General features: G+C 75.2%; 15 protein-coding genes. 5 read left to right on the top strand and 10 right to left on the bottom strand.

Annotated features, from left to right (window positions below):
* Nucleotides 1-48: 48 nt before the first annotated feature.
* Nucleotides 49-693: a class I SAM-dependent DNA methyltransferase gene (locus tag TK50_RS13295; protein WP_043963031.1), complete on the bottom strand. Its 645-nt coding sequence runs from the start codon at nt 691-693 to the stop codon at nt 49-51.
* A 76-nt stretch (nt 694-769) separates the two neighbouring features.
* On the opposite strand from TK50_RS13295, the gene TK50_RS13290 reads away from it, so the two are divergent.
* Genes TK50_RS13290 through TK50_RS13275 form a run of 4 tightly spaced genes read left to right on the top strand, consistent with a single transcriptional unit; the run spans nt 770 to nt 4,470 of the window.
* Nucleotides 770-1,309, top strand: a complete 540-nt coding sequence (locus TK50_RS13290; protein ID WP_043963030.1) for a PadR family transcriptional regulator — start codon at nt 770-772, stop codon at nt 1,307-1,309.
* Between the two features lie 34 nt (nt 1,310-1,343).
* A complete protein-coding gene (locus tag TK50_RS13285; protein WP_052503729.1) occupies nt 1,344-2,087 on the top strand; it encodes an ABC transporter ATP-binding protein in 744 nt (247 codons plus the stop codon).
* 1 nt (nt 2,088) lies between these two features.
* A complete protein-coding gene (locus TK50_RS13280) occupies nt 2,089-3,867 on the top strand; it encodes an FtsX-like permease family protein (protein WP_043963029.1) in 1,779 nt (592 codons plus the stop codon).
* Nucleotides 3,868-3,915: 48 nt separating this feature from the next.
* A complete protein-coding gene (locus TK50_RS13275; RefSeq protein WP_082106284.1) occupies nt 3,916-4,470 on the top strand; it encodes a P-loop nucleotide/nucleoside kinase family protein in 555 nt (184 codons plus the stop codon).
* Between the two features lie 34 nt (nt 4,471-4,504).
* On the opposite strand, the gene TK50_RS13270 is transcribed toward TK50_RS13275, so the two are convergent.
* Both TK50_RS13270 and TK50_RS13265 read right to left on the bottom strand, forming a co-directional pair.
* Nucleotides 4,505-5,473, bottom strand: a complete 969-nt coding sequence (locus TK50_RS13270) for an aldo/keto reductase (protein WP_043963028.1) — start codon at nt 5,471-5,473, stop codon at nt 4,505-4,507.
* Nucleotides 5,470-6,279, bottom strand: a complete 810-nt coding sequence (locus TK50_RS13265) for an SDR family NAD(P)-dependent oxidoreductase (protein WP_043963027.1) — start codon at nt 6,277-6,279, stop codon at nt 5,470-5,472. Before TK50_RS13265 ends, TK50_RS13270 begins: the two co-directional genes overlap by 4 nt.
* A gap of 175 nt (nt 6,280-6,454) precedes the next feature.
* Between TK50_RS13265 and TK50_RS13260 the strand changes: the two genes are divergently transcribed.
* Entirely contained in the window at nt 6,455-7,459 is a 1,005-nt protein-coding gene (locus tag TK50_RS13260; RefSeq protein ID WP_241773984.1) for an LLM class flavin-dependent oxidoreductase, read from the top strand.
* A gap of 38 nt (nt 7,460-7,497) precedes the next feature.
* On the opposite strand, the gene TK50_RS13255 is transcribed toward TK50_RS13260, so the two are convergent.
* From TK50_RS13255 to TK50_RS13225, 7 genes are all read right to left on the bottom strand, one after another.
* Nucleotides 7,498-8,442, bottom strand: coding sequence for an acyltransferase domain-containing protein (locus TK50_RS13255; protein WP_043963025.1), 945 nt, complete (start codon nt 8,440-8,442; stop codon nt 7,498-7,500).
* A 156-nt stretch (nt 8,443-8,598) separates the two neighbouring features.
* On the bottom strand, nt 8,599-9,051 hold the full coding sequence (locus tag TK50_RS13250) for a hypothetical protein (RefSeq protein ID WP_043963024.1): 453 nt from the start codon (nt 9,049-9,051) through the stop codon (nt 8,599-8,601).
* A 25-nt stretch (nt 9,052-9,076) separates the two neighbouring features.
* Entirely contained in the window at nt 9,077-9,985 is a 909-nt protein-coding gene (locus TK50_RS13245; protein WP_043963023.1) for a hypothetical protein, read from the bottom strand.
* Nucleotides 9,986-10,050: 65 nt separating this feature from the next.
* Nucleotides 10,051-11,364 (bottom strand): M48 family metallopeptidase, encoded by a 1,314-nt coding sequence (locus TK50_RS13240; protein ID WP_144420228.1) that lies wholly within the window; start codon nt 11,362-11,364, stop codon nt 10,051-10,053.
* 124 nt (nt 11,365-11,488) lie between these two features.
* Nucleotides 11,489-11,890, bottom strand: coding sequence for a hypothetical protein (locus tag TK50_RS13235; RefSeq protein ID WP_043963020.1), 402 nt, complete (start codon nt 11,888-11,890; stop codon nt 11,489-11,491).
* Nucleotides 11,891-11,892: 2 nt separating this feature from the next.
* A complete protein-coding gene (locus TK50_RS32185) occupies nt 11,893-12,318 on the bottom strand; it encodes a hypothetical protein (RefSeq protein WP_052503728.1) in 426 nt (141 codons plus the stop codon).
* Between the two features lie 149 nt (nt 12,319-12,467).
* The gene (locus tag TK50_RS13225) at nt 12,468-14,120 is read right to left on the bottom strand and encodes an ABC-F family ATP-binding cassette domain-containing protein (protein ID WP_043963019.1); all 1,653 of its coding nucleotides are present in this window, start codon (nt 14,118-14,120) and stop codon (nt 12,468-12,470) included.
* Between the last annotated feature and the right edge of the window lie 92 nt (nt 14,121-14,212).

Raw genomic sequence — 14,212 nt, 5'->3', positions numbered from 1 at the left:
TGGGTTCCGTTTCTCTCCGTGGGACAGGTCGGGTCGCTGACGGGAGTCTTAGAACACTCGAAGCGGCGCTGGATTCGGCGCGCCCTCACCCCCTGGGGCGACCGCCGCGACGGCGGCGTGCGGCCGACGGGTGGCGTCGCCGGGGTGTTGCAGGCGCTCGACCTCCGTGAAGCCGGCGCGCGCCAGCCGCGCGGAGAACACGTCGACGGGCCAGCGCCAGGCGGTCACGACCTTGTGGTCGAAGGCGGCGACCTGGTCACCGACGAAGATGCCGACCACCAACCGTCCGCCCGGGGCGATGACCCGCCGGAACTCGGCGAGCACGCCGTCGAGGTCCGGCGGCCGCAGGTGGATCACCGAACCCCAGGCCAGGATGCCGGCCACACGGTGGTCGGCGACGGCAAGCCTCTCCATCGACCCGAGCAGGTACCGGCCGTCCGTATGGGTCGCCCGCGCATGGTCGACGAACTCGCCGACCAGGTCGATTCCCGTCGCGTCGACGCCCAGCGAGCGGAGGTGGGCGGTGAGGTGGCCGGGCCCGCAGCCCAGGTCGAGCACCGGGCCGGGCCGGCCCGCCAGGTGGCGTTCGATGAAGGCGAGGTCGTCGGGGTGCACCTGTCGGGTCGTCCCGAGCAGCCCGATGTAGAGCTCCGCGGCGGACGCGTACGCCCGCCGGACCCGTTCCGTGTCCATCTCCCCACCCTACGGTGATTTGACACCTCCTATGGATAACGGTTATCTATTACCGGTCGACGGAGGGTGGGGCCGGGTGCAGGACGTGGTGCTGGCCATGCTGGCCAAGGAGCCGGCGTACGGCTACGACCTGCGCAGCCGGTTGCGGGCCGCGCTCGGCCCCCTCGGCGAGACGATGAACGCGGGGCAGATCTACGTGACGCTGACCCGGCTGGCCAAGGCGGGGCTGGTGACCTCGCAGCGCGTCGAGGGTCTGCCGGACCGGCCCGACCGCCGGGTCTACGCGTTGACCCCGGCCGGGCAGCAGCGGGTCGCCGCCTGGCTGGCCGAGGTGCACTGGCCGAGGCCCGACCTCACCGAGTTCCACCTCAAGCTGGTGGCCGCCGCTGCCGCCCGGCTCGCCGATCCGGTGGATCTGGTCGACGCGCAGCGGCGTGAGGTGCTGCGCCGCCTGCGCGACGCCCAGCGGGCCGCGTTGGACCGGGCGGTGGATCCCGTCGTCGGGTTGCTGTTGGAGGGGGTCGTGTTGCGGCTGCGGGCCGACCTGGAGTGGCTGGAAGCGTGCGAGCGGACCTGGACCGGGCATGACCAGGCCGGGCAGAAGGGAAAGCGATGACCGAGCGCAGCGGGGGCACGCCGGGTGGCGCCGCATGACCGGGCCGGCGCTGCTGCGGGCACGCGCGGTGAGCAGGTGGTACGGCCGCGACAGCGCCCTGGTGCGCGCGGTCGACGACGTCGACCTGGAGGTGCCGGCGGGGCAGACGCTTGCCATCATGGGTCCCAGCGGCTGCGGCAAGTCGACCCTGCTGCACCTGCTCGGCGGGCTGCAACGCCCCACCCACGGCGAGATCGTGCTGGCCGGGCACCGGATCGACGCCATGAGCGAACGCGCCCTCGCCCGGCTGCGGCGACAGCACATCGGCTTCGTCTTCCAGTCGTTCCACCTCATGGACGAGCTGACCGCCGTGGAGAACGTCGAGCTGGCCGCCTTGCTGGCCGGGCGGTCTCCCCGCCGGGCCCGGCAACGCGCCCTGCACCTGCTGGACCGGGTCGGGCTCGCCGACCGCGCTCGGCACCTGCCGTCGGCGTTGTCCGGCGGGCAGCGGCAGCGGGTCGCGATCGCCCGGGCGTTGAGCAACGAGCCGCTGGTCGTGCTGGCCGACGAGCCCACCGGAAACCTGGACAGCGCCGCCACCCTGGAGGTGCTGCGGCTGTTCGAGGAGCTGCGCGCGGCGGGGCAGACGCTGGTGGTGGTCACCCACGACGCGCGCATCGCCGCGGTCGCCGACCGGGTGATCTCGATGCGGGACGGGGCGTTCGCCGACGACAGCCGGTTCGCCGCCGGCACCGCCGGCCGCGCGGGCACCGGCACCGTCTACGGCGGGGGGCGCTGACATGACCGGGCGTCTGCTGCTCGTGTGTCGGCTGCTGGCGCGGGACCTGCGCCGACGCCGCGTCGAGACCGCACTGCTGCTGCTCGCCATCAGCGCCGCGACCGCGACGCTGACCCTCGGCCTCACCCTGAACGACGCGCTCGCGAAGCCGTACGAGCGGACCCGGGCCGCCACCGCGGGCCCCGACGTGGTGGCGATGCCGGGTGCGACGGGCCCGGCGGCCCTGGCCGCCCTCGCGCCGCTGGCCACCGCGCCCGGCGTCACCGCGCACAGCGGACCGTACCCGGTCGGCTATCTGATGCTGACCGCCCGAGGACGGGCCGTGCAGGCCGTCGTCCAGGGCCGCGACGACTCCCCGGCGACCCTGGACCGGCCGGCGGTGACCGGCGGCACCTGGGTGCGCCCCGGCGGCGTGGTCGTCGAGCACGCCTTCGCCGCCGCCCTCGACATGCGCATCGGCGACACGGTCAGCATCGACCGCCACCCCCTGCGGGTGGTCGGGACCGCGGTGACCGCCGCCCGCGCCGTCTACCCGCGCGCAGACTGGCGCGCCGATGCGGGCAGCCCTCTGACGGAGAGCGCCGGCCTGGTGTGGGTCGACCGCGGCGAGATCGCGGCGCTGGCCGGCGCACGGCCGCTGTCGTACGCCCTGAACCTGAGATACGCGGACCCGCACGTCGGCACCTCCTTCACCCACAAGCGCGAAGACGGAATCGAGTACACGAGCTGGACAGGGATCGCCGAGGCGAACGGCAGGCTCGTCACGGGGGCGCGGCTGGCCCTGCTGGTCGGCAGCTGGCTGCTCACCGCCCTCGCGGTGGTCGGCGTCGCCAACATCGTCGCCGGACGCGTCGCCGACCAGCGTCGCCGGGTGGGGCTGCTCAAGGCCGTCGGCGCCGGACCGGCCATGGTCGCCGCCGTCCACCTCGCCGAACACCTCGTCGTCGGGCTCGCCGCCGCCGGCACCGGCCTCGCCGCCGGCTGGCTCGCCGCGCCGGCGCTGACCGACCCCGGCGCCGGGCTCCTGGGCGCCACCGGCACCCCGCCACCCGGGCTGCGCGCCGTGGTCGCCGGCACCGCCCTCGCCCTCGCCATCGCCGCCGCGGCGACGCTGGCACCCGTGCTCCGCGCCGCCACCACCGACACCGTCCACGCGCTGGCCGACGCCGCCACGCCACCCCGGCGGCGCGGATGGCGCGTCTGGCTGTCCCGCCGGATGCCCACCGCCCTGCTGATCGGGGTACGCGTCAACGCCCGCCGCCCCCGCCGCGCCCGCCTCGTCATGGTGAACACCCTGATCACCACGACCGGCCTCGCCGCCCTGCTCATGGGCCTGCGGCAGGACCGGCAGGTCGGGCTCGGCGGGGCGGAGCTGGCCAATCCCCGCGACGCCCGGACCATCCAGGCCATGCTGCTCGTCATCGGCGTGCTGTGCGTCCTCGGGCTGGTCAACGCCATCGTGAGCACCTGGACCGCGGTCCTCGACGCCCGCCACCCCCTGGCCGTCGCCCGCACGCTCGGTGCCACGCCGGCGCAGGTGACCATGGGGATGGCGGTGGCGCAGCTCCTCCCCGCGACGCTCGGCGTCGCCGTCGGGGTCCCGGCCGGCATCGGCCTGTACCTGGTCGTCAGCGCGGGCGAGCAGCGGTACGCACCCGTCTCCTGGCTGCTCGCCATGGCCTGCGCGGTGCTGCTCGCCGTCGCCGCGCTCGCCGCCGTCCCCGCCCTGTCCGCCGCCCGGCGGCCCGTCGCCGACGTCCTGCGGTCCACCCCGGCCTGACCGGCCGTCGCGACCGCCCACCGCACCCGGTTGAGCTATAACGACCTGATGGGAACAAGGCCGACGCTCGTCGTCGTCAGCGGACCGTCGGGGGCGGGCAAGACGACACTCGCCCACCTGCTCGCCCGGCGGATCGGGTGCCCGGCGATCTGCCGGGACGAGATCAAGGAGGGCATGGTCCACGCGGCCGGCGACTTCGTCGCCGCACCGACCGACGAGCTGAGCCTCCGGACCCTGCCCACGTTCTTCGAGGTGCTGCGGCTGCTGTTGACCGCAGGCGTCACGACGGTCGCCGAGGCGGCCTTCCAGGACCGCCTCTGGCGCCCCGGCCTGCAGCCGTTGCTCGGGATCGCCGACGTCCGGGTGGTGCACTGTCAGGTCACCGCGCAGGCGGCCTTCGACCGCGTCCGGCGACGGCAGGACGAGAACGCGATCCGGCGGGCCCACGCCGACGCGTACCTCGGTGACCGGCAGACCCACGCCCTCGGCCACCGGGGCTTCCAACCCGTCCGGCTCGCCGTGCCCGAATTCGAGGTGGACACCAGCGACGGCTACCGCCCGGGGCTCGACGAGATCGCCGCCTTCGTGAATGCCGGCCGATGAGGCGCTGCCGCCCGCACGCCGCACGGAGGGGAGGTCACAGGTCGATGAGCCCCTCGGCCAGCAGATCGCCCCACAGGGCGTCGGGCACCGGCGTGGCGGCGAGCTGCACGTTGCGGTCGACCTGTTCGGCGTTGCCCGCGCCGAACAGCACGGAGACGACGGCGGGATGCCGCGCCACGAAGGCCATGGCCGCCTGCGGCAGGCTCACCCCGTGCGTGCGGCACACCTGCGCGATCCGCACCGCCCGGGCGTACGTCGCGTCCGGCACCGGCCCGTAGTCGTACGTCCGGCCCGGTGGCTCGGTGGCGAGGATGCCGCTGTTGAAGACCCCGGCGGCGAGCACACCGACCGACCGTTCCCGGCACCGGGGAAGCAGCGTACGCGCCGCCGACTGGTCGAGCAGGGTGTAACGGCCGGCGAGCATCACGGCGTCGATGTCGGTGTCGGTGACGAACCGCTCCAGCATCTGCCACTGGTTCATCCCGACGCCGATCGCGCCCACCACGCCGGCGTCGCGCAGCTCGTGCAGGGCCGGGTACGCCTCGTCGACCGCCTGCCGCCAGTGCTCGTCCGGGTCGTGGATCAGCACGACGTCCACCCGGTCGAGGCCCAGCCGGGCGAGGCTGGACTCCAGCGACCGGCGTACCCCGTCGGCGCTGAAGTCCCAGCGGCGCGCGTGGTCGGCGGGTACGTCGAACCCGCCGGCGTCGTCGCGCAGGTGCGCGGTCTGCGGCGACGGCACCAGGATCCGGCCGACCTTCGTGGAGACCGTGAACTCCGCGCGGGGCCGGCCCGTCAGCGCCGCGCCGAGCCGGCGCTCCGACAGGCCGAGGCCGTAGTGCGGGGCGGTGTCGTAGTAGCGGATGCCGGCCTGCCACGCGGCCTCGACCGCCCGGCGGGCCGTGTCGTCGTCGACCGCCCGGTACAGGTTGCCGATCCCGGCCGCGCCGAACCCCACTGTCGTGACCGGGGCCGACGAGCGCCCCAGGCGGGTGGTCCTCATGACGTCTCCTCGTTGCCGGGTCGGAGGTGGGTGCCCGGCGGGGAGCCGCCGGCGGCGGTCGGCCGGACGCGGAGACCGTGTACGCCGCCGTCGACGGCGAGCACGGTCCCGGTGGTGGAGGCGGCCAGCGGGCTGGCCAGGTAGGCGATCGCGGCGGCGACCTCGTCGGCGGCGACCAGCCGGCCCATGGGCTGGCGGGCCCGCAGGGCGGCGAGCTCGGCGGCCGGGTCGGCGGCGGAGTCGAGCAGCCGGCGCACCCAGGGGGTGTCGGCGGTGCCCGGGTTGACGCAGTTGACCCTGATCCCCTCCGCGACGTGGTCGGCGGCCATGGCGAGGGTCAACGCCTGCACGGCACCCTTCGTGGCGCTGTAGAGCGCCCGGTCGGGCAGACCCACGGTCGCCGCGATGGAGCAGGTGTTGACGACGGCCGCGCAGGCGGAGGCCCGCAGGTGGGGCAGGGCCGCCCGGGTGACCCGGACGATGCCCACCACGTTGACGTCGAAGACCCGGTGCCACTCGTCGGACGGATTCGCCTCGACGGACCCCTGCGCGCCGACGCCGGCGTTGTTGACCAGGATGTCGATGCCGCCGAGGTGGTGGGCCGCGGCGGCGACGGCCCCGGTCACCGACGTGTCGCTCGTGACGTCGCAGCGCAGGCCGTGCAGCGGGGCCGGCACCCCGAACGGGTCCAGGTCGAGGCAGGCGACGGCCGCCCCCCGCCCCGCGAGCATGCGGGCGGTGGCCAGGCCGATGCCGGAGGCACCGCCGGTCACCACGGCGGTCAGTCCGGTGAACTCGCCGGTCATGACTCTCCCCACTCGGTCCGGACGCGGCCGTCCCGGCCGGCGTGGTCGCTCATCGTCTCCTGTCGAAGCATCGCACCGAAACCCCGGCGACGCAGTCACCACCGGTCGCCCATTTCCCATGCCCCAGGGGGGTTATCGTGGTGACGCCCTCCTCCCACCAGCGATGGAGACCCCGGTGTCCCTGCACAAGCTCGGCTTCCTCACGATCGGCCTCTTCGACGAGGCGGATCCCCTGGCGGGCCACGAGGCGACGCTGAGCCTCATCGAGCTCGGCGAGCAGCTCGGCTTCGACAGCGCCTGGGTGCGCCACCGCCACCTCCAGTTCGGCATCTCCTCGCCGGTGGCGGTGCTGGCGGCCGCCACGCAGCGCACCCGCCGCATCGAGCTCGGCACCGCGGTCATCCCGCTCGGCTGGGAGAACCCGCTCCGCCTCGCGGAGGACCTGGCCACGGTGGACGTCCTCTCCGGCGGCCGGTTGAACCCGGGGGTCAGCGTGGGCCCGCCGATGCACTACGACCGGGTGCGGCACGCACTGTATCCGGACACCGGCGACGCCGAGGACTTCGGCCACACCCGGGTCCGCCGGCTACTCGACCTCGTACGCGGGGAGCAGGCCAGCGACCTCGACGGCGTCGAGGGGTTCGAGGCGTACTCCCGCCGGGTGCAGCCGTACTCCCCCGGCCTGATCCACCGGATGTGGTACGGCGCCGGCAGCCTCCGGTCGGCGCGCTGGGCCGGCGAGCAGGGCATGAACCTGCTGACCAGCAGCGTGGTCAAGGCCGAGGAGGCCACCGACTTCGACGACATCCAGCTCGCGCACATCCGCGCGTACCGGGCCCACCACCCGGCCGGGCCCGCCGCCCGGGTGTCGCAGGGTCTGGTGGTCATTCCCACCGACAGCGCCACCGCCGAGCAGCGCGCCCGCTACGAGGAGTACGTCCGCCGGCGCACCCCCCGGACGGCAGCGCCGCAGGGGCCGCAGCGGATGGTGTTCGCCCGCGACCTGATCGGGCCGTCCGACCGGATCGCCGAGGAACTGGCCTCCCTCGCCGCGTTCCGGGAGGTCGACGAGGTGGCCTTCGCCCTGCCCTTCACCTTCGACCACGCCGACTACGTGCAGCTGCTCACCGACATCGCGACCCGGCTGGGCCCCCTGCTCGGCTGGCACCCGGCGCGCTGACCGGCGCCCCCCGGGACAGGGCAGGCCCGTCGGGCGGCCTAGAGCGGGAAGCGGCCCTGGCGCCACTGCCAGTGGCGGCCGGCCGTCAGGTGGTCGACGACCGCGCGCTGGAGCGCGGTGCGGCGCGGCAGCCGGTCCAGCGGCGTGGTCAGGGTGCGGAACACGAACCGCAGCACCTCGACGTCGGCGTCGAGCCCTTCCGGCTCCTCGTAGGGCTCCAGCTCGAACCTCCGCTGGAACCGCACGATGTTGGAGCTCTCGGGCAGGTATTCCCGAAGCTGCGGGTCGAGCAGCCACGAGCCGCAGGCGAACGCCGTGTAGCGCTCGTCGGGGAAGTGGCGCGGGAAGAACGCGCGGGCCTCGTCGAGCGACGCCGCGACCGCCTCCGGGGTCAACGGCCCCGAGTCGGGGATGTGCAGGCCGATCGCGCCGTCGCCCCGGTGGTGCTGCAACCGGCCCAGCTCGTAGAGGCCGCCGCGCACGTGCAGCGTCAGCCAGCTCTGCATCACCGGCCAGCCCTCGCCGCGCATCCGCCGGTCGACCGCGAGATTGCGGCCCAGGTCCGCGAGGGTCGTCCACGACACGGCGTCGGCGATGCCGTGGTCGCGGTGGTAGCCCCTGACGACGTCGACCAGCGCCAGGTAGGCGTAGCCGTAGAGGTGCCGCCAGGCGGGGCCCCGGTCGCGGGGCAGCGCCGGGCCGGGCGACAGCCAGCCGTGCCCCCCGAGGTCTGCGCGGACCAGGGCGGTCGAGCGGTCGAGCAGCCAGCGCAGCTCGGGTGTCCACAGCGGAGAGTCGGCGTCCGGCCAGCCGGCCATGATCTCGGCGGCGTCGTCCGGGGGCACCGCGAGCCGGTCGAGGATGGCGGGCGCGTCGGCCCTCGCGGGCAGCGGCGCCGACGGCCCGTCCCCGGCGAGCCGGTGCACGCGCTCGACGTCCTCGACGGGCACCCCGAGCCGGGCGGCGATGGCGACGAAATCCACGCCGACGACGCTACCGGCCGCCGGACCGCCGCGACAGTCCGGCGACGACCGGCCCGCGCGACAGGTGGGGGCTTGGCCGCGCCCGCCGACCCGGCGGGCCGCTACGGTGATCGCCGTGGCGGGCTGGGAGAGGACGGGACCGGGGGCACGAGCCGGTCAGCGCCGGTGCTGCGCCGCCGGGTCGAAGCGGGCGACGAAACGCCGCTGCCACGGCGTCTCCACGGCCTGGGGCAGGTAGTGCGCGCGGACGTAGGCGACGGCCTGGGCCGGGGGCACGCCGTCGAGGATCGCCAGGCACGACAGCCCCGTCCCGGTGCGCCCGAAGCCGCCCCCGCAGGCCAGCTCGACCCGTTGCGTGCCGGCCCGGTCCAGCGCCTCGCGCAGGGCGGCCGCGAAGTCCGCGCGGTCGGCCGGCAGCCAGAAGTCGCGGCAGCGGACCCACCGGCTGTCCCACGGCACCGGCTCCGGCGGGGCACCCACCAGGTAGACCCCGAACTGCGGCTCGGGCCCGTCCGGCAGCGGGTTCCGCAGGCCACGGCCACGCACCAGCCGCCCGGACGGCAGTCGCATGACGCCCGGCGCGCTCGGCTGCCAACCGGCTTCGGTCATCGCCACACCTTCCCCACGGCCGGCGTCAGCGCCGGGCACCGCCCGGTCGACGCCGGTCGCCGCCGGCGGCCCGGTGGCCGACGCGGGGAGCCTGCACCACCGGGGAGTTGCCCCGCCCGGGGCGGGGGCTTCGCGCCGCGTCGGCGACCATCTCGTCGGGGTCGTCACGGAGCGCCTGCCGGATGTGCGGCGGGACCAGCTCCGACGTCGCCACCGCCATCCGCACCTGCACCGACCGGTCGTCGACCAGGTGCCGCAGGTCCGCCTCGGTCAGCTCGACCGCGAGCACCAACGCGACGCGCACGTCCGCCACGGGGTCCCGGGCGAGCGCGCCACGCTGGGCGGTGCTGGTCCGCGGGTTGCGGGCGAGCCCCCGGCGTACGCGCGCGGTGCGGTCGGCCAGCAGGGCGGTGATCACCTCGGGGTCGTGGGTGTGGGTGGCGAGACGTTCCCGCACCTCGGGGGAGACGTCGTCGACCAGCCGCGCGGCCAGGTCGGGCTCCAGTTCGCGCGACTCGGCGAGGAGACCGCGAAGCTCCTTGTCGTGGGCCTGCGCCATCACCTGGCGAACCGACTCGTCGCAGGCCGGATTGCCGGCGACCGCCCAGCGGACCCACCGGTCGGCGTCCTTGACCAGCCGCACCAGGTTGCCGACCGAGGCCGAGGGGTTCCTCGCCACGGCCTCCCTGACCTGACGGTCGTGGTCCCGGGCCAACGGCCGCAGCGCCTGGGCGGGCGCGTCGGTGCGGCCCGCGACCGCCCTGCGGACCAGGGGCGACGGGTCGGCCGCCAGGTCGATGAGGGTCAGCTGGGGCGTCTCGGGGTGCTGGGCGAGGGCGAGCCGCGCCTCGGCGCTGTCACCGTCCGCGCCGTCCGCGAGAGCGCCCGACCCACTGCGGCGGTGGGGCCCGCCGACGTCCCCCTGGTTTGCCATGGGCGCCATCATGTCACGGGCCCGTCCGGGTACGAAGTTCGTCGCCCGGGCGGCGGGCGGGCGCCTCAGAACCGGTCCCGGGTTCCCAGGAGGGCGTGGTGCGCGGCGCGACGCCAGGGCTTGAGTTCGGTGTCGATCGCGGCCCAGCGGGTGTCGTCGATGCGGAGGGTCCCGTCGACGTCGGGCAGGGCCTCGATCAGCCGCATCCGCTGGTCCTCGCTCGGGTGGGTGCTCCACAGGTCGGTGGCCCGCCGGCTGACCTGACGGGCCAGCGGCAGCTGGACGGCCAGGCGTTGCCGGGCCTCGGCCGCCAACTCCTCGAGCTGCTCACCGTCGATGCGGGGCGCCAGGTGCCACAGGTCCCGCCAGATCCGGTCGGCGAGCAGCACCGTCTCCGACGAGCGGAGGAAGGGCGCGGTGCCGGCGACCCGGCGGGCGACCAGATCGGCCCGGTACTCGGCGCGGCGGCTGTCGGGCATCGCGACGCTGTCGACGAGCAGCTGCACGGTCGCGCCGACGACGTTGACCAGGGCGATGGTCCCGTGGACGGCCATCCCAAGGAGGACGACCAGGCCGCCCTGCCGTTCGGCCAGCGAGTCCGCCGTGTCGAGGGCCCGCCGCCACGGGTTCCGCCCACCGGTGGCCGCCACCGCCCGGGTGCCGAACGTCCTCGCCGGCAGCGTCCACCGCACCCGCAACGGGTCGCCGTTGGCGAGGTGACCCAGCTCGTGGGCCAGGACCGAGACGCGCGCGGCCCGCGGCAGCATCACCCAGAGGGGGATGCCGATGACGAGCACCGGCCGCTGGCGCCACCCCAGCTGGGCGACCCCGGCGTTGATGCTCAGGTCGGCGCAGATCACGTCGGGCACCGGCGTTCCGGCGGCGTCGGCGACCTCGCGCACCAGCCGGTGCAGCTCGGGGGCCGCGCGCTCGGTGATCAGGCCATGCCTGGGCACCCGCCCGAACGAGGGCTTGACCAGCAGCAGGACGAGCACGGCGGGGATCGCCAGGACCAGCCGGATCCCCGGCGACAGGTCGCTGGCCACCACGAGCCAGCCGAGGTGGCCCAGCGCGACCACCCCGAGCAGGGCCAGCACCACGGAGACCGCCAACAGCCAGACCTCACCGGTCGACGCACCGGCCTCGCGCCCCTGCGGGTCGGCCAGCAGCTGCTCGTGCGTCGACCGGTCGAGCTTGAGCCCGCGCCGGAATCCCCATCGGCCGATCGCCCTGGTGCCGCGCCAGGGAGCCAGAGCGACGTCGTAGACCTCCAGGTTCCACCGGCAGGCGGGGCACCAGGAGACCGTGCCCACCTCCGGCGGAACCAGGTCGTGGGCACAGGACGGACACCTGCTCGGCGTCCCCGTCGTCGTCGGCACGACGCCGGAGTCTATAGCGCGGCGCCTGCGGATCCAGGCGTGGCGATCAGACGGGTCGCGTCGGGCGCGCCGAGGTAGCCGCCGGCACCGGCCGGCGGCTACCGTCCACTGTGGCAGGCCGGCGTCACGCCGGTTGGCCCCAGACGACGGCGACGCTGTTCGGGTCGGCCGGACTGTAGCGGACCGCCACCGTGCCGCCGGGCCGGAGTTGACCGAGGTACACCGGCGGCACGAGGCCGGTGTGCGTGGCGGGGAACGGCGGCCGGTCGACGGGGGTGACCATGAGCCGGATCTCGACGAGGGGGGCGTGGTTGACGTACCCCCCGGTCTGGCGGAGGCCGACGATCGTGGCCGTCGCCGGCGTGCCGGTCGTGGCGAGGTGGGCGGTCGCCTGCTGGCCGGCCAGTTGCTGGCGCATGTGTTGCATGGCGGCCAGCCCCTGGCGCAGTTGGGCCCCCGGGTCGTAGGTGCGGTCGATCTCGTCGGCCTGGCGGCGCAGGTCCCGCAGCGAGCTGAGGAATCCCATGGTCAGACCTGCGCTTCCTGGTAGAGCCGGCCGAAGTGGGTGGCGAGCTGCATGTCGCCCCGCATCCGGGCGTTCCACCCGGCGACGGCCGCCGGCCAGGTGGCCGGGTCGACGCCGAGGGTGGCCGCGTACCGGGCCATGCCGGCCTCGTCGAGGCCGCGGGTGGCGGCGGCCTTGGACGCCCGGGCGTACAGCTCCAGGCCGACCCCCTCGATCGGGGTGAGGCGCGGGTCGCCCGGCGGCACGTCGGCCGGCTGCGGCACCGCCACGTTGCCGTAGCCGGCGACGCCACCGCCGTAGCCGGGGCCGAAGCCGCCGGCGGCCTGGGCCTGGATGGCCTGCTGCTGCAGGGCGCGGGCCTCGGAGATCATCGCGGGAGCCGCCTCGACGACGTTCCGCATGTCCTTGAGCTGCTTGAACAGTCCCATTGCCGGGTTCCTTCCCTGTCGGCGCCGGCGCGGTGCCGGCGGTGCAACCAGTTCACGCCACGGCGCGGCCCGGCACCTGAGTAGCCGCTACTCATCCCCTGCCCAGGCCGTTGCTCAGCCGTCAGGCGGCGCACACCCCCCAGAGCGTCCTAGGACAGATCCGGCGGCAGGTGGGCAGGCCCGCCCGCCTCGGTGAGCCGGCCGCCGGCCAGCCGGAGCCAGCGGTCCACCCCGATCGCGGCCAGGAAACGGTCGTCGTGGCTGACCACGACGAACGCCCCCCGGTACGCCAGGAGCGCGCTCTCCAGCTGGGCCACGCTGGCCAGGTCGAGGTTGTTGGTGGGCTCGTCGAGCAGCAGCAGCTGCGGTGCCGGCTCGGCGTTCAGGACGCACGCCAGCGTGGCGCGCAGCAGTTCGCCGCCGGACAGCACGCCGACCGGCAGGTGGGCGCGGGCGCCCCGGAACAGGAAGCGGGCCAGCAGGTTCATCCGGTCCGCCTCGCTGCGCGAGGGCGCGAAGACGGCGAGGTTGTCGGCGACCGTCCGGTCCGCGTCGAGCAGGTCGAGGCGCTGCGACAGGTACGCCACCCGGCCCTCCGCCCGCGTGACGGCGCCGGAGACCGGCTCCTGGTGGCCGCCGACCAACCGCAGCAGGGTGGACTTGCCCGCGCCGTTCGGCCCGACGAGGGCGACCCGTTCGGGGCCGCGGATGTCCAGGCCGACGCCCTCGCCGGCGAAGACCGGACGCCCGTCGTACGCGGCCTGCAGGGCCTCGCCGTGGAAGACGGTGCGGCCGGCGGGCACCGTCGTCTCCGGCAGGTCGAGGGCGAGGTGGTCGTCCCGGCGGGCAGCCGCGCTCGCCTGGTCCAGCCGGGCCTGCGCCGCGCCGAGGCGCGCGGCGTGCACGTCGTTGGACCTGGCCGCCGACACCTGCGCGTCGCGCTTGAGGTTGCCGGCGACGATCCGGGCCAGCCCCGCGTCGGCCAGGTTGCGCGAGGCGGTGGACGCGCGGCGGGCGGCCCGCTCGCGGGCCTGCTGGAGCTCGCGCTTCTGCCGCTTGACGTCCTGCTCGGCCTGCCGTACCTGCCGCTCGGCGACCTCCCGTTCGGCCCGCACCGCCTGCTCGTACTCGGTGTGGTTGCCGCCGTACCAGCGGATCTCGCCGTGGTCGAGGGCGGCGATGCGGTCCATCTCGTCCAGCAGCGCCCGGTCGTGGCTGACCACGAGCAGGCAGCCGGTCCAGGAGCGGAGCACGGCGGTCAGCCGCGCCCGCGCCTCGCCGTCGAGGTTGTTGGTCGGCTCGTCCAGCAGGAGCACGTCGGGCCGCTTGAGCAGCTGGGCGGCGAGACCGAGGGACACCACCTCGCCGCCGCTGAGGGTGCCCAGCCGGCGGTCCAACGCGACGTCGGTCAACCCGAGGCGGTCGAGTTCGGCGCGGGCCCGTTCCTCGACGTCCCAGTCGTCGCCGACGGTGGTGAAGTGCTCCTCGGCGGCGTCGCCGGCCTCGATGGCGTGCAGCGCGGCGACGACGTGGTCGACCCCGAGCACCCGGGCGACCGTCTGATGCCGGGTGAAGGGCAGGTGCTGGGGCAGGTAGCCCAGCGTTCCCGCGACGGTGATGCTGCCGCCGGTGGGCCGGAGCTCACCGGCGACGAGCCGCAACAGGGTCGACTTGCCGGCACCGTTGGGCGCGACCAGGCCGGTGCGGCCGCCGGGCACGGAGAACGACAGGTCCTGGAAGACGGGGGTGCCGTCCGGCCAGGAAAAGGACAGGGCGGAGCTGACGACATGACTGTCGGACATGGGGAACCTCAGCAGACAGGTGATCCGGGCGCGCACGCGCCGCCCGGCGTGAGCAGGGCATGACGACATGGGCGACGCGACGGCACGGGTCG

Origin of the sequence: Micromonospora haikouensis (genome assembly GCF_000876225.1) — a bacterium.
Classification (GTDB): domain Bacteria; phylum Actinomycetota; class Actinomycetes; order Mycobacteriales; family Micromonosporaceae; genus Micromonospora; species Micromonospora haikouensis.
The sequence above is the reverse complement of the archived record's forward strand: the minus strand, read 5'-3'. Positions and strand labels throughout refer to the sequence as shown.

Bases quoted from the DNA above. Each gene is read 5' to 3' on its own strand.
- TK50_RS13295 (WP_043963031.1), bottom strand. From the start codon at position 693: ATGGACACGGAACGGGTCCGGCGGGCGTACGCGTCCGCCGCGGAGCTC.
- TK50_RS13285 (WP_052503729.1), top strand. From the start codon at position 1,344: ATGACCGGGCCGGCGCTGCTGCGGGCACGCGCGGTGAGCAGGTGGTAC.
- TK50_RS13280 (WP_043963029.1), top strand. From the start codon at position 2,089: ATGACCGGGCGTCTGCTGCTCGTGTGTCGGCTGCTGGCGCGGGACCTG.
- TK50_RS13275 (WP_082106284.1), top strand. From the start codon at position 3,916: ATGGGAACAAGGCCGACGCTCGTCGTCGTCAGCGGACCGTCGGGGGCG.
- TK50_RS13270 (WP_043963028.1), bottom strand. From the start codon at position 5,473: ATGAGGACCACCCGCCTGGGGCGCTCGTCGGCCCCGGTCACGACAGTG.
- TK50_RS13265 (WP_043963027.1), bottom strand. From the start codon at position 6,279: ATGACCGGCGAGTTCACCGGACTGACCGCCGTGGTGACCGGCGGTGCC.
- TK50_RS13250 (WP_043963024.1), bottom strand. From the start codon at position 9,051: ATGACCGAAGCCGGTTGGCAGCCGAGCGCGCCGGGCGTCATGCGACTG.
- TK50_RS13245 (WP_043963023.1), bottom strand. From the start codon at position 9,985: ATGGCAAACCAGGGGGACGTCGGCGGGCCCCACCGCCGCAGTGGGTCG.
- TK50_RS13235 (WP_043963020.1), bottom strand. From the start codon at position 11,890: ATGGGATTCCTCAGCTCGCTGCGGGACCTGCGCCGCCAGGCCGACGAG.
- TK50_RS32185 (WP_052503728.1), bottom strand. From the start codon at position 12,318: ATGGGACTGTTCAAGCAGCTCAAGGACATGCGGAACGTCGTCGAGGCG.
- TK50_RS13225 (WP_043963019.1), bottom strand. From the start codon at position 14,120: ATGTCCGACAGTCATGTCGTCAGCTCCGCCCTGTCCTTTTCCTGGCCG.